The 12,731-nt window shown below is 69.4% G+C and carries 12 protein-coding genes; 6 read left to right on the plus strand and 6 right to left on the minus strand.

Annotated features, from left to right (window positions below; translation table 11 throughout):
• Positions 1 to 57: 57 nt before the first annotated feature.
• From I0K15_RS04495 to I0K15_RS04510, 4 genes are all read left to right on the plus strand, one after another.
• Positions 58 to 411 carry a Dabb family protein gene (locus I0K15_RS04495; RefSeq protein ID WP_230374289.1) on the plus strand — a complete coding sequence of 118 codons (354 nt, stop codon included), beginning with the start codon at positions 58 to 60 and terminating at the stop codon, positions 409 to 411.
• Positions 408 to 1,181: a cobalamin-binding protein gene (locus tag I0K15_RS04500; protein WP_196104216.1), complete on the plus strand. Its 774-nt coding sequence runs from the start codon at positions 408 to 410 to the stop codon at positions 1,179 to 1,181. The genes I0K15_RS04495 and I0K15_RS04500 overlap by 4 nt, the downstream gene beginning before the upstream one ends.
• An 82-nt stretch (positions 1,182 to 1,263) precedes the next feature.
• Complete coding sequence (locus I0K15_RS04505) at positions 1,264 to 1,983, plus strand: HAD-IA family hydrolase (protein WP_196104217.1); 720 nt, start codon at positions 1,264 to 1,266, stop codon at positions 1,981 to 1,983.
• A gap of 76 nt (positions 1,984 to 2,059) precedes the next feature.
• Entirely contained in the window at positions 2,060 to 3,238 is a 1,179-nt protein-coding gene (locus I0K15_RS04510; RefSeq protein ID WP_196104218.1) for an acetyl-CoA C-acyltransferase family protein, read from the plus strand.
• A gap of 59 nt (positions 3,239 to 3,297) precedes the next feature.
• Here the strand turns inward: I0K15_RS04510 and I0K15_RS04515 are convergent, their stop codons facing one another.
• Positions 3,298 to 3,495: a hypothetical protein gene (locus I0K15_RS04515; RefSeq protein WP_196104219.1), complete on the minus strand. Its 198-nt coding sequence runs from the start codon at positions 3,493 to 3,495 to the stop codon at positions 3,298 to 3,300.
• 141 nt (positions 3,496 to 3,636) lie between these two features.
• On the opposite strand from I0K15_RS04515, the gene I0K15_RS04520 reads away from it, so the two are divergent.
• Positions 3,637 to 5,268 (plus strand): long-chain-fatty-acid--CoA ligase, encoded by a 1,632-nt coding sequence (locus I0K15_RS04520; RefSeq protein WP_230374290.1) that lies wholly within the window; start codon positions 3,637 to 3,639, stop codon positions 5,266 to 5,268.
• Positions 5,269 to 5,638: 370 nt separating this feature from the next.
• Positions 5,639 to 6,670, plus strand: coding sequence for a hypothetical protein (locus tag I0K15_RS04525; protein WP_196104220.1), 1,032 nt, complete (start codon positions 5,639 to 5,641; stop codon positions 6,668 to 6,670).
• Here I0K15_RS04525 and I0K15_RS04530 read toward each other — a convergent pair.
• The 5 genes from I0K15_RS04530 to proS form a co-directional block, all read right to left on the minus strand.
• The gene (locus tag I0K15_RS04530) at positions 6,645 to 7,475 is read right to left on the minus strand and encodes a hypothetical protein (protein ID WP_196104221.1); all 831 of its coding nucleotides are present in this window, start codon (positions 7,473 to 7,475) and stop codon (positions 6,645 to 6,647) included. The genes I0K15_RS04525 and I0K15_RS04530 overlap by 26 nt on opposite strands.
• Positions 7,476 to 7,477: 2 nt before the next feature.
• Positions 7,478 to 8,161, minus strand: a complete 684-nt coding sequence (locus I0K15_RS04535) for an ABC transporter ATP-binding protein (protein WP_196104222.1) — start codon at positions 8,159 to 8,161, stop codon at positions 7,478 to 7,480.
• Positions 8,154 to 9,440 (minus strand): lipoprotein-releasing ABC transporter permease subunit, encoded by a 1,287-nt coding sequence (locus I0K15_RS04540; protein ID WP_196104223.1) that lies wholly within the window; start codon positions 9,438 to 9,440, stop codon positions 8,154 to 8,156. The genes I0K15_RS04535 and I0K15_RS04540 overlap by 8 nt, the downstream gene beginning before the upstream one ends.
• 476 nt (positions 9,441 to 9,916) lie before the next feature.
• Complete coding sequence (locus I0K15_RS04545; protein ID WP_196104224.1) at positions 9,917 to 11,119, minus strand: PQQ-dependent sugar dehydrogenase; 1,203 nt, start codon at positions 11,117 to 11,119, stop codon at positions 9,917 to 9,919.
• Positions 11,120 to 11,192: 73 nt separating this feature from the next.
• Entirely contained in the window at positions 11,193 to 12,530 is a 1,338-nt protein-coding gene (gene proS / locus I0K15_RS04550; protein ID WP_196104225.1) for a proline--tRNA ligase, read from the minus strand.
• Positions 12,531 to 12,731 lie beyond the last annotated feature (201 nt).

Genomic DNA, 12,731 nt, shown 5'->3' on the forward strand with positions numbered 1-12,731 from the left:
CATGACCCCCGGTGCCGCATTGCGCGTTGGGGTCGCAGGGGCTCACATAGGTGCCGGATGGGCGAGCGCAATCGCCCGGCGAAGAAAGGGCGGGCCGACATGCTGCTCCACTGCGTGTTTCTGAACTTCAGCGAGCGGTATGGCCGGGCCGAGCGGCTGGAGGTGCTGCGCGCCATCGCCGCCCTCGTCCCGCTGATCGACGGGCTGGAGGCGGTGGAGTTCGGCGTGAACATCGACGTGGAGGGCAAGTCGCCGGACCACGAGGAGGGCTTCGTCGCCCGCTTCCGCGACCGGGCGGCACTGGCGGCCTATGCGGAGCATCCGGAGCACCGTGCGCTCGGCGCGCGTCTGGTCGAGATGTGCGAGGGCGGCGCGGACGGGATCGTAGTCTACGACCTGGAGCTCGCGTGACCGACGGCCCCAGGCGCATCGTCTGCCTGACCGAGGAGACGGTGGAGACGCTCTACCTGCTCGGACAGGAGCACCGGATCGTCGGCGTCACGGGCTATGCCGTGCGCCCGCCGCAGGTGCGGCGTGAGAAGCCGCGGGTCGGCGCCTTCACCTCCGCCGACGTGCCCGCAATCGTGGCGCTGGAGCCGGATCTGGTGCTCACCTTCTCCGACCTGCAGGCCGATATCGTGGCGGAGCTGATCCGGGCGGGGATCGCGGTGCATGCCTTCAACCAGCGCGACGTGGCGGGGATCTACGCGATGGTGGCGACGCTGGGTGCACTGACCGGGGCGCAGGAGCGGGCGGCGGAGATGATCGCGGGCTGGCAGGCGCGGATTGCCGCCATCCCCGCCCCCGCGCATCGCCCGACAGTGTGGTTCGAGGAGTGGGACGAGCCGCTGATCTCCGCCATCGGCTGGGTCTCGGAACTGATCCACATCGCGGGCGGGCGGGACATCTTCGCCGACCGGCTGACCGCCGATGCGAAGGGCCGGATCGTGGAGGAGGCCGACGTGATCGCCGCCGCCCCCGAGATCATCATCGGCTCCTGGTGCGGCAAGAAGGTCCGGCCAGAGCGCATCGCCGCACGCCCCGGCTGGCAGGACGTCCCCGCGGTACGCGATGGCCGCATCCACGAGATCAAGAGCCCGCTCCTCCTCGCACCCGGCCCCGCGGCGCTGACCGAGGGGCTCGACGCGCTCCGCGAGGTCATCGCACCGCTATCGTCCTGAACCGCCACCAAGAAACCGGTGGTCAGTGCGCGCGGTCGTTTTACCTGCTGCGAAAACCAAGGGAACGGCAGGACGGCTCGACATGGATGCACTCTTCTTCGGATCGATCGGAACCGTGGCCGAGACGTCGGAGATGCAGCGCCGGGCCTTCAACGCCGCCTTTGCTGAGGACGGGCTCGACTGGGACTGGGGGCGCGAGCTCTACCAGGACATGCTCACCCGCTCCGGCGGGGCCGACCGCATCCGCCGCTATGCCGATCAGCATGGCCCCGACCTAGATGACGAGCGCATCGCGCGGCTCCATGCCCGCAAGACCGAGATCTTCGACAAGGAGATGCAGGAGACCGGTCTCACGCCGCGCCCCGGCGTGCGCCGCCTGCTGACCGAGGCGCGGAAGGAGAAGCTGCCCGTCGCTTTCGTCACCGCCACGGGGAAGGAGAACGTGGACGCGCTGCTCACGGCGACCAGCGGCATCCTGCGGCCCGACGATTTCGACCTGATCGTCACGCGCGAGATGATCGAGGAGGGCAAGCCCGCGCCCGACGCCTACAACCTCGCGCTCGAACGGCTCAACGTGAGCCACCCTCTCGCGATCGAGGATAATGCCCAGGGCGTCTCGGCCGCCGTCGCCGCGGGCATTCCCTGCATCGCCACGCCGGGTGCCAACACCACCGGCGAGGATTACAGCGACGCCGTCGCCGTGCTGCCGCATCTGGGCGACGGGGAGCACAAGCTGCCCGACGTGGAGCTCTGCAAGGGCTATGTCACGCTCGCCTGGCTGCATCGTCTGACCGGCGACTGAAGGCGACGCGCGGTCCGGCTTGACCTCCTGCCTGACGGGCGCATGGTGGCGCGCAAAGGCTAAGGGAGGACCAGCCATGACCCGCGACATCGTGATCCTGAGCGGCGCACGCACCGCCATCGGCACCTTCGGCGGCAGCCTCGCCGGCACCCCGCCCATCGAGCTGGGCGCTACCGTGGCGAAGGAGGCGCTGAGCCGCGCCGGGGTCGAGGGCGGCCAGATCGGCCATGTCGTCTATGGCCACGTCATCAACACCGAACCGCGGGACATGTACCTGAGCCGCGTCGCGGCGATGGAGGCGGGCGTGCCCGACACCACGCCCGCGATGAACGTGAACCGGCTCTGCGGCTCCGGCGCGCAGGCCGTCGTGTCGGCCGTGCAGGCGCTGATGCTGGGCGACGCCGACTTCGCGCTCGCCGGCGGGGCGGAGAGCATGAGCCGCTCGCCCTACATCCTGCCGGAGGCCCGCTGGGGTCAGAAGATGGGCGACGTGCGCTCGCTCGACATGATGCTGGGCGCGCTCAACTGCCCCTTCGGCACCGGCCATATGGGCGTGACGGCGGAGAACGTCGCGGACGAGCACCAGGTGAGCCGGGAGGACATGGACGCCTTCGCCATGACCTCGCAGGAGCGCGCCGCCTCGGCGATCTCCGAAGGGCGCTTCGCGGATGAAATCGTGGGCGTTCAGGTCAAGCGCAAGCGCGAGATGGTCACCTTCGACACCGACGAGCATCCCAAGGCCACCAGCGTCGAGGCGCTGGCGGGCCTGCGCCCCGTCTTCCGCAAGGAGGGCCGGGTGACGGCCGGAAACGCCTCCGGCATCAATGACGGAGCGGCGGCCCTGGTGCTGGCGAGCGCCGATGCGGCGGAGAAGGCGGGACTGAAAGCGCGTGCCCGCGTGCTCGGCTACGCCCATGCGGGGGTCCGGCCCGAGGTCATGGGCATCGGCCCAATCCCCGCGGTGCAGAACCTGATCGAGCGCACGGGGCTTACCGTCGACGATTTCGACGTGATCGAGTCGAACGAGGCGTTCGCCGCGCAGGCGATCGCGGTGAACCGCGGCCTTGGCCTGGACCCGGCCAAGGTAAACCCGAATGGCGGCGCCATCGCGCTCGGCCACCCGGTCGGGGCGACCGGCGCGATCATCACGGTGAAGGCGCTGCACGAACTGGAGCGGACCGGCGGCACGCGCGCGCTCATCACCATGTGCATCGGCGGCGGCCAGGGCATCGCCATCGCGCTGGAACGGCTCTGACCGCGGGTTAGGAAACCTGCCTCCGGCGGGCGTATTGGCCGAGAGTGATGAAGCTGCCCTCAGGCGCCATGCGGACAGTCCGGCGCGTGTTCAAGGGCGGCCATATCCTCGGCCCGCGCGCCGCAATCGAGGCACTGGTACTGGCCATCCTCGAACCCGATGAAGCGGGGCAGCTTGGCCTCCCGCACCCGGCGGGCGGTCAGGTCGGGGGCGTCGTTGCGCGCAATGCTGGCCTTGCGATCAAATTCGCTGGTCATCCGTTTGAAATCCTTCAATTCGCCTTCAATTCCAGACCAACGCACCGCGCGGCGTAGGGATGCAGGGCGCGATATTGCGTCGCCCCCACCCCCCGGCCATAGTCGGGGAAAGGGCCGCCACAAGGCCCGTTCGGAGGGAGGATGACGATGCATAACCTGATGCAGGACTGGCCGCTGCGCGTGGGCTCGATCCTCGACCACGCCGCGCGCTACCACGCGAACCGGCCGGTCATCAGCCGCTCGGTGGAGGGGCCGATCACGCGGACCACCTGGACGGACATCCATCTGGGCGCGCGACGCTGCACGCAGGCACTGCGGCGGCTGGGCGTGCAGCCCGGCGACGTGGTGGGCGTAATGGCGTGGAACACCGCGCGGCATCTGGAGGTCTGGTACGGCGTGCCGGGCGCGGGTGCTGTGCTGCACACGCTCAATCCTCGCCTTTTCGCCGAGCAGATGACCTATGTCATCAACCACGCGGGCGATAGCGTGCTGATGGTCGATCCCGACCTCGTGCCGATCATCGAGGGGATCGCCGACCGGCTGGAGAAGATCCGCCACATCATCGTGCTGACCGACCGCGCCCACATGCCGGAGACGACGCTCGACATGCTCTGCTACGAGGAACTGGTGGCCGCCGAGGATGGCGACACCGCCTGGCACATGGGCGATGAGCGGGACGCCTGCGGGATCTGCTACACGTCGGGGACCACCGGCAATCCGAAAGGTGTGGTCTACACCCACCGGTCCAACGTGATCCACGCGCTGTCGAGTCAGTCGCCCGACATGCTGGGGCTCGGCGCGGCGGACACGGTGATGCCGGTCGTGCCCCTCTTCCACGCCAATGGCTGGTCCATCGGCTACACCGCGCCGCTCGCCGGGGCCTCGATCGTCATGCCGGGCCGCGACATGACCCCGCCCGCGATCTACGAGATGCTGGAGCAGGGCGTCACGCTTACCGCCGCGGTGCCTACGGTCTGGCTCGGCCTCCTCGGCTGGCTGCGCGAGAACCCGGAGAAGCGGTTCTCCACCCTCAAGCGCGTGGTGATCGGCGGCTCCTCCTGCCCGCGCGCGGTGATCGAGACCTTCCAGGACACCTACGGCGTCCAGGTCCTCCACGCATGGGGCATGACGGAGATGAGCCCGCTCGGCACCGTCTGCTCCTTCAAGCCCGAGGTCGCGGCCCTGCCCGACGACAAGCGCCTCGACGTGCAGGAGACGGTGGGCCACCCGCCCTACACCGTGGAGCTGAAGATCACCGATGATGCGGGCAACCGCCTGCCGGAGGATGGCGCGGCGCAGGGCCGTCTCTGGTGCCGCGGCCCGGCCATCGTGGGCGAATACCTGCATATGGGGGAGAAGGCGCACGACGCAGACGGCTGGTTCGACACCGGCGACGTCGCGACGATCGATCCCAACGGTTATGTCCGCATCACCGACCGCTCGAAGGACGTGATCAAGTCGGGCGGCGAGTGGATCAGCTCGATCGATCTGGAGAACGTGGCGGTGGGCCATCCGGATGTGGCCGAGGCCGCGGCCATCGGCGTGCCGCACCCGAAATGGGACGAGCGCCCGGTGCTGGTCGTGGTGCCCACGCCGGGGACGGAGCCCGACAAGCAGGCGATCCTCGACCTCGTCGCGACGCGCTTCGCCAAGTGGCAGGTGCCTGACGACGTACTCTTCGTCGAGGAGCTGCCGCACACGGCGACTGGCAAGATCTCGAAGTTGACTTTGCGCCAGCAGCTCAACGAGCGGGGGTATGCGCTGCCGGCTTGAGGTGAGTGGTCGTTTTCAGTTTCCGGCTCGCGGATCGCTCGCGACGGTGATCGGTTGGCGGGGTACACCGTTAGGGCCGGAGAATGACTACTGGTTGGAGGGCGCCTCGGAGTGCGCAGGCAATGCCCGCACGTCGCAGCGGAGATCATCCCTCGATCAGAGACGGTCATCCTCGGGCTTGACCCGAGGATCTCCTGCCGCCGCGCTCCATCCGACAGATGCTCCGGTCGAGCCGGAGCATGACGGCTTCTCCTCCACCCCAACTCAACCCGAGCCCCCGCGGCCACGCCGCTGATCCGATCCCCCGCGCCCCCTTCGCCCTCGTCGCGATTTGCACTAGGGTCCGGCCGCGCAGGCAGTGGAACAGGCAATGACCGCACTCGATCAGTATGACCGGCTCGAGGCCGTGGGCCTGTGGCAGGCCGCGGCCGATGCGAGCCCGCGCGAGGTCATCGTCACCTTCGGCAACGCCACGCTCACTCTGATGGACAGCGCGGAGGCGCCGCTCGCCCACTGGTCTCTGGCCGCCGTCGAGGAATGCGACGGCCCCGGCCTCACGCTCAGCCCCGATCCGGCGAGCGGTGAGCGGCTGGAGATCCGGGACACCGACATGATCGCCGCGATCCGCGCCGTGCATTCCCACACCGAGCGGCAGGAGGCGGAGGGGCGCCGCGCCTCCCGCCTCGTCCCGCTGCTGCTGCTCGCCGTCCTGCTGGCCGGGGCGGCGGTGTTCCTGCGTGTCCCGGCGCAGGCGGCACTCGCGAACCGCATCACGGAGCAGGCCTGGGTCAACCTCTCCGAACAGCTGGCCGAGGATGCGCTGGCGGCGCCGGGCGTGACGCTCTGCCCCGCGCTTGGCCGTCGTGCGCCGGCGGAGCTCGCGCGCATCGCCACGCGGCTCGGCCCCGACATGCCGCGCCTGCGCCCGATCCTGGTGCGGATGGAGCGGCCGTGGCTGCCCCTGCCCGGCCCGGTGTTCCTGATCGACGCCGGCGCCATCGAGAGTGCGGGCCAGGTCGAGGAGATAGCAGGGCTCACCGCCCTCGCCGCCGCCCAGCGCACCAGTGGAGCCGCGCGCGACACCGTGGTCGAAGAGCTGGGCCTGCCCGCCCTCCTGCGCCTCGCGAGCTCCGGCACCCTACCCGCCGAGGATCGGCGCGAGGTGCTGGCGGCCCTGGTTGACCTCAGCAGGATCGGCAGCGACGCGATGGATGCCGAGGCGCTGCGGCGGCTGGAGAGCGCGGGCCTGCCGAGCCTGCCGCTCGGCCTCCTCCTCGCCCGCACCGGCGCGCCCGAGGCACGGGTGGAGCGGCTGCAGGCGGGTGACACGATCGGCACGGCCGCTTACCGCCCCGCGCTCAGCGACGGCGACTGGCTCACGCTCCAGGCGGCCTGCCGATAGGGGCGACGTGGATCGGCAGTGGCGCGTGGTGGGCGTAGCTGCGGATGAAGGTGCCGGTGCCGCCCGTCATCCCGGCCAGGGCCGCGCGATACCCGAAGATGTTTCCGTAGGGCACCAGCGCGCGCAGGTGCCCGCCATCCTTCTTCTCCACCCGCGCGCGGCGGGTCTTGAGGTCGGCGAGGACGTCGGCGGCCTGCGCCTGCGGTACGTTGAGGTCGAGGCGGGCGAGCGGCTCCAGGATCACCGGCTTCGCATCGCGGATCGCATCGCGCAACACCCGCCGCGTGGTGAGCGTGAAGGTGAAGGGATCGGAATCGATCGGGTGGGAGCGGGCCTGCAACAGCGCCACGCGCAGTCCCACGACCGGGAAGCCGCCGACCGGGCCCTTCTCAAGATCGACATCGATCGCGTCGCGCACGACCTTGAGCAGGCGGTCCGGCAGGCTGCGGCCGGACCGGTCCTTGAAGTCGAAGCTCGGGGCCGGGGCGACCTCGAGCGTCAGGTCGGCGAAGCGGCCGAGGCCGCCATGCTTCTTGAACTCCCGATGCGCCTCTGCGGTCCTGGTCACCGTCTCGCGGAAGGCGACCTGGGGTGCGCCGACCTCCAGCTCCAACGAGGTGGCGAGTGGGTCGATCACCGCGTCGAGCCCGGCCTCGCTGTCGCCCGCCAGCACGATCCAGCCGTCATCCTCCCGCCGCGCCCGGACGCCCTCGAGCGTGCTGAGCGCGAGGTCCAGCGCCTTGGGGTCGGCGGGGGCGCGCACCTTCACCTCCAGCGGCGGGTCGGAGAGGCGGAGCTGGCGCATCTTCAGTCCGCCACCACCCGGCCGTCGCTGAGATGCAGCACCCGGTCCATGCGGCTCGCAAGCTCCAGGTTGTGGGTTGCGATGAGCGCAGATAGCCCCGTCTCCCGCACCAGGTCCATCAGCACGCCGAAGACCTGATCGGAGGTGCCGGGGTCGAGGTTGCCGGTGGGCTCGTCGGCGAGCAGCACCGCGGGCGCGTTGGCGAGCGCGCGGCAGAAGGCGACGCGCTGCTGCTCCCCGCCCGACAGCTCGGAGGGGCGGTGCGTCGCCCGCTCGGCGAGACCCACGGCGGCGAGCAGATCCGCGGCCCGCGCCCGCGCCGCGCTGGCGGAGACGTTGTTGGCGCGCTGGGGCAGTTCGATATTCTCGGCGGCCGAGAACTCCGGCAGCAGGTGGTGGAACTGGTAGACGAAGCCCACCGCGTCGCGCCTGAGCCGCGTGCGGCCGCGATCACCGAGCTTGGCCGTCGCCTGCCCCGCGATCTCCACCTCGCCCGCATCGGGCGTGTCGAGCAGCCCCGCGATGTGGAGGAGCGTGGACTTGCCGGAACCGGAGGGTGCCACCAGCCCCACGACCTCGCCGGGTGCAAGGCTCAGGTCGAGGTCCGAAAGCACCCGGATCTCGCCGGGCGTGCCGGGGTTGTAGGTCTTCGAGACGCCGGTGAGGCGCAGCACCGCCTCACTCATATCGCAGCGCCTCCACCGGGTTCATCCGCGCCGCGCGCCGCGCCGGAAAGATCGTCACGACGAAGGAGAGGCTAAGCGACAGGCCGACCGCCTTCAGCACGTCGGCCAGTTGCAGCTCCGCCGGAAGCTGGCTGATGAAGCGGATCGAGGGGTCCCAGACCCCGCCGCCCAAGAGCCAGTTCACCGCGTTGAAGATCGGGTCGATATAGATCGCGAAGAGGCAGCCCAGGATCACACCGATGATCGTGCCGAAGATCCCGATGGACAAGCCGCACAGGAAGAACACCCGCAGGATCGCCCCCTGGCTCAGCCCCATCGTGCGCAGGATGCCGACATCGCGGCCCTTGTTCTTCACCAGCATGATGAGGCCCGAGGTGATGTTGAGCGAGGCGATGAGCACGAGGATGGAGAGGATGACGAACATGATGTTGTCCTCCATTTCCAGCGCGCGCAGGAAGCCGCCCGCGCTTTGCATCCAGGTCCAGGAATAGGTGTTCGGGCCCGCGGCGGCTAGGATGTCGGGGACCAGCGCGTCGATGTTCTCGGGCTCGTCGACCAGTACTTCGAGCTCGTCCACCACCCCCTCGCGGTTGAAAAAGCGCTGCGCTTCTTCGAGGGGCAGATAGGCGCGCACGTTGTCCACGTCGAAGCGGCCGACCTGGAAGATATGGACGACCTCGAAGGTGGAGGTCCGGATGTTGCTGCCGAAGATCCCCTGCACCCCGTTGGGTGAGATCAGCTGCACCGGATCGCCGATGCCAACCCCCAGATTGGCGGCGAGGCGGCTGCCGAGCGCGATGCCTTCATCGAGCCGCGACAGGTCGCCAAAGCTCATCTCGGGGTCGGCGAGGAGCGGCAGTGTCGCCACATCCTCGACCCGCTGGCCTAGCACGTCCACACCCGCGTTGCGGTTGTTGGCCGAGGCCATGACCTGCCCGCGCACGGTGGGAGCCGCGCGGGTCACGCCCTCGACATTGCGCACGGCTTCCGCCCGCGCATCGAAGTCGTCGAGGGTGCGTACGACCACGCCCGCCTCGTTGCGGTAGGGGGTCTGGAGCACCTGCACATGGGCGTTGGCGCCGAGGATCGTGCCCACGAACTCCGTCCGGAAACCCGAGCGCACGGCAAGCGTCGCGATCAAGGCGAAGACGGCGAGGGCCACGCCGATCAGGCTGATCCAGGTCATGACGCTGACGCCCCCCTCGCGGCGGCGCGCACGGAGGTAGCGCCACGCGATCAGGAACTCATAGGCGGAAAAGGGGGGCGCGGTCTGGGCCATGGTACCTCCGGCAATGCGCGCGGAAGATGGGCCGGGGGCGCGATGCGGTCAAGGGCGGCGCGTGCTGCACTGCGGGATGCCTCCGGCGGGCGTATTGGGCGAGAGTGATGGGGTGGGCGGCGTCAGGAGCGGACGGCGGGGCGATCCGGGCGGTCGCGTGTTGGACGGCAAGACGCCTCCGGCGGGCGTATTTGACGAGAGTGATGAGGCAGTTCGGTGCTAGGGGATGAGATGCGGTGGCGCTAGGCAGGGGTGAGGGATGGGTCCGTGCGAAGGAACCCGGCGGATCCGTCTGGCTGCGGCGTGGAGTGCGACGTGCGGCCGGGTCACGCCTTTATTGAGCCGAAAGCCGCCTCCAATGGGCTGCCAGGGTAAGAGCACCGACGCGATCCGGCAGAACAAGCGCAACGCGATCCCCTCCCCCAGAAAGGGGGAGGGTTAGGGAGGGGGGCGCAGGGAGAATTAGGGAGGTGGGCTCAGCTAGAGGGCCCCGGCGTCAGCCGCAGCACGGAGCCTTCCGGATCGTCGATCAGTACCAGGATCGCCCCGTCCGACGTGATCTCAACGTCGCGCACGCGGCCCACGTCGCCGAGCAGCCGCTCTTCGCCCACGACCGTGTCCCCATCAAGTTCCAGCCGGACGAGACCGCCCGGCCGCAGGGAGCTCGCGAGGATGTCACCCTGCCAGTCGCCGAAGAGCTCGCCCTCGTAGAACGCGAAGCCCCCCGGCGCGATCACCGGGTCCCAGTAGTAGCGCGGCTCGGTGAACTCGGGTTCGTGCCGCGCCTGCCCGGTCCCGACCGGCGTGCCACTGTAGTTCTCGCCGTAGCTCACCACCGGCCAGCCGAAGTTGAGGCCGGGCGTCGCGAGGTTGAGTTCGTCGCCGCCCGCGGGTCCGTGCTCCAGCGTCCAGAGCTGACCGGTCTCGGGATGCAGGTCCGCGCCCTGCACGTTACGGTGGCCCGTGGTCCAGATCTCGGGCAATGCGCCTTCCTGCCCCACGAAGGGGTTGTCGGCGGGCACCTCGCCCTCCGGCGTCAGGCGCACGACCTTGCCGTAGGTCTTGTCCATGTCCTGGGCGAAGACGCGCTCGGCCTCCCGCGAGTGCTCACCGGTGGTGATGTAGGCGTACTCCCCGTCCAGCACGATGCGCGAGCCGTAGTGCATCGGCGTCGGCGAGGGCGGGGTCTGGACGAAGATGTCCTGGACCTCCAGGAGCTCGGTCATGTCCTCCGAGAGAACCGCGCGGGCGGCGGCGGTCGCACTCATGTTGTTCGGCTGGGGCTTGGCATAGGTGAGGTAGATCACCCGGTTGCTCTCGAACTGCGGATCGAGGGCCACGTCGAGGAGGCCCCCCTGCCGCTGGGCCACGACCTCCGGCACACCCGCGACCGGTGTCTCGCGCAGACCGTCCGCGCCGATCACGCGCAGGCGGCCCTCCCGCTCCGTCACGAGGAAGCCGCCGTCCGGAAGCTCCGCGATGCCCCAGGGGAAGGTGAGGCCGGTCGCCAGCTCCTCCACCGCGAACTCCACCCCGCTGTCGGAAGCAGGCGCGCGGGTCTGCTCGGCAAAGGCCGGCGTGTTGGAGGGAACGTTGGCCGGGCCCTGGTCCACGGGTTGCTGCGCGAGGAGCGCCATGGGCACGAGCGCGGTCGCGGCCAGGATCGGGAAACGGGACATCTCAAATCTCCGGGTCGTGGTTAATGACCCGATAGATAGGGTGCGCCGCCGCCCCGGCCCATCTGACTTCGGTTCACAGACCGGCGAAAATACCTCGAAGTCGATCGATCGCGGCCGCGGGGCTCATCGCCTCGCTCTCGCCCGTCCGGCGGGAGGTGAGCTCGACATTGCCCTCCTTCAGGCCGCGCGGGCCGACGGTGAGGCGCCAGGGGCAGCCGATCAGGTCCATGGTGGCGAACTTCGCGCCCGCGCGCTCCTCCCGGTCGTCGTAGAGCGCCTCGACACCGGCGGCGTTCAGCCCGGCATAAAGCTCCTCGCACACCCAGTCGCAATCGGTGTCGCCCTGCTTGAGGTTGACGATGGCCGCGCCGAAGGGGGCCACGCCCTCGGGCCAGATGATGCCGTTCTCGTCGTGGTTCGCCTCGATCAGCGCGCCGACCAGCCGCGACACGCCGATGCCATGGGAACCCATGTGGACGGGCACCTGCTCCCCCTCGGCGGTCTGCACGAGGGCCTTCAGCGGATCGGAATACTTGGTGCCGAAATAGAAGATCTGGCCGACCTCGATGCCGCGGGCCTTGCGCCGCCGCTCCTCGGGCACCTCGGCGAAGATCGCGTCGTCGTGGGTCTCATCGGTGCGGGCGTAGGGCGTGGTGAACTCCTCCATGATCGCCTGGCACTGCGCGCGGTCGTCGAAATCGATGGCCCGGTCGCCCAGCCGCAGGTCGGTCACGGCACTGTCGTAGAACACCTCGCTCTCGCCGGTCTCGGCGAGCACAAGGAACTCGTGCGTGTAATCGCCGCCGATCGGCCCGCCGTCGGCGCGCATCGGGATCGCCTGCAGACCCATCCGCTCATAGGTGCGCAGGTAGCTCACCAGGTGGCGGTTGTAGGCGTGCAGCGCGTCCTCCTTGCTGACGTCGAAATTGTAGCCGTCCTTCATCAGGAACTCGCGGCCGCGCATGACGCCGAAGCGGGGGCGGATCTCGTCCCGGAACTTCCACTGGATGTGGTAGAGCGTGAGCGGCAGCTGCTTGTAGCTCGTCACCTCGCGGCGGAAGATGTCGGTGATCAGCTCCTCGTTCGTGGGTCCGTAGAGCATGTCGCGCCCGTGTCGGTCCTCGATTCGCAGCAGCTCCTTGCCATAGGCGTTGTAGCGACCGGATTCCTGCCACAGGTCCGCGGACTGGATCGTCGGCATCAGCATCGGGTGGTGGCCGGCGCGCTGCTGCTCCTCATGCACGATCTGTTCGAGCCGGCGCAGCACCTTCAGCCCCAGCGGAAGCCAGGAATAGATCCCGGCACTCGCCTGCCGGATCATGCCGGCCCGCAGCATCAGGCGGTGCGAGGCGATCTGCGCCTCGGCGGGCGTCTCCTTGAGCACGGGCAGGAAGTAGCGGGACAGGCGCATGGATCGGCGTCTCCTGAGGCGATAACGGGCTTCGCCGTGCATAGTGGAAGCGCCGCGACGGGGCAATCACGCGAATCGAGCCGCGGCCCCGGCGCGCGGGGTGCGGCAAAATGGTGCCCAAAAAGGGGGCAATAGCCTGACCCTTCATCAGCAAATCGCTGAGCCAGAAAGAAAATTTCCAGGTGACGGCGCGAAATCGAG

It is taken from the genome of Pontivivens ytuae, from assembly GCF_015679265.1.
Lineage (GTDB): Bacteria > Pseudomonadota > Alphaproteobacteria > Rhodobacterales > Rhodobacteraceae > Pontivivens > Pontivivens ytuae.

Excerpts from the sequence above, each read along its gene's own strand:
- I0K15_RS04515 (WP_196104219.1), bottom strand. The coding sequence starts at position 3,495 with ATGACCAGCGAATTTGATCGCAAGGCCAGCATTGCGCGCAACGACGCC.
- I0K15_RS04525 (WP_196104220.1), top strand. The coding sequence starts at position 5,639 with ATGACCGCACTCGATCAGTATGACCGGCTCGAGGCCGTGGGCCTGTGG.
- proS (WP_196104225.1), bottom strand. The coding sequence starts at position 12,530 with ATGCGCCTGTCCCGCTACTTCCTGCCCGTGCTCAAGGAGACGCCCGCC.
- I0K15_RS04520 (WP_230374290.1), top strand. The coding sequence starts at position 3,637 with ATGACGATGCATAACCTGATGCAGGACTGGCCGCTGCGCGTGGGCTCG.
- I0K15_RS04545 (WP_196104224.1), bottom strand. The coding sequence starts at position 11,119 with ATGTCCCGTTTCCCGATCCTGGCCGCGACCGCGCTCGTGCCCATGGCG.
- I0K15_RS04505 (WP_196104217.1), top strand. The coding sequence starts at position 1,264 with ATGGATGCACTCTTCTTCGGATCGATCGGAACCGTGGCCGAGACGTCG.
- I0K15_RS04495 (WP_230374289.1), top strand. The coding sequence starts at position 58 with ATGGGCGAGCGCAATCGCCCGGCGAAGAAAGGGCGGGCCGACATGCTG.
- I0K15_RS04540 (WP_196104223.1), bottom strand. The coding sequence starts at position 9,440 with ATGGCCCAGACCGCGCCCCCCTTTTCCGCCTATGAGTTCCTGATCGCG.
- I0K15_RS04510 (WP_196104218.1), top strand. The coding sequence starts at position 2,060 with ATGACCCGCGACATCGTGATCCTGAGCGGCGCACGCACCGCCATCGGC.
- I0K15_RS04530 (WP_196104221.1), bottom strand. The coding sequence starts at position 7,475 with ATGCGCCAGCTCCGCCTCTCCGACCCGCCGCTGGAGGTGAAGGTGCGC.
- I0K15_RS04535 (WP_196104222.1), bottom strand. The coding sequence starts at position 8,161 with ATGAGTGAGGCGGTGCTGCGCCTCACCGGCGTCTCGAAGACCTACAAC.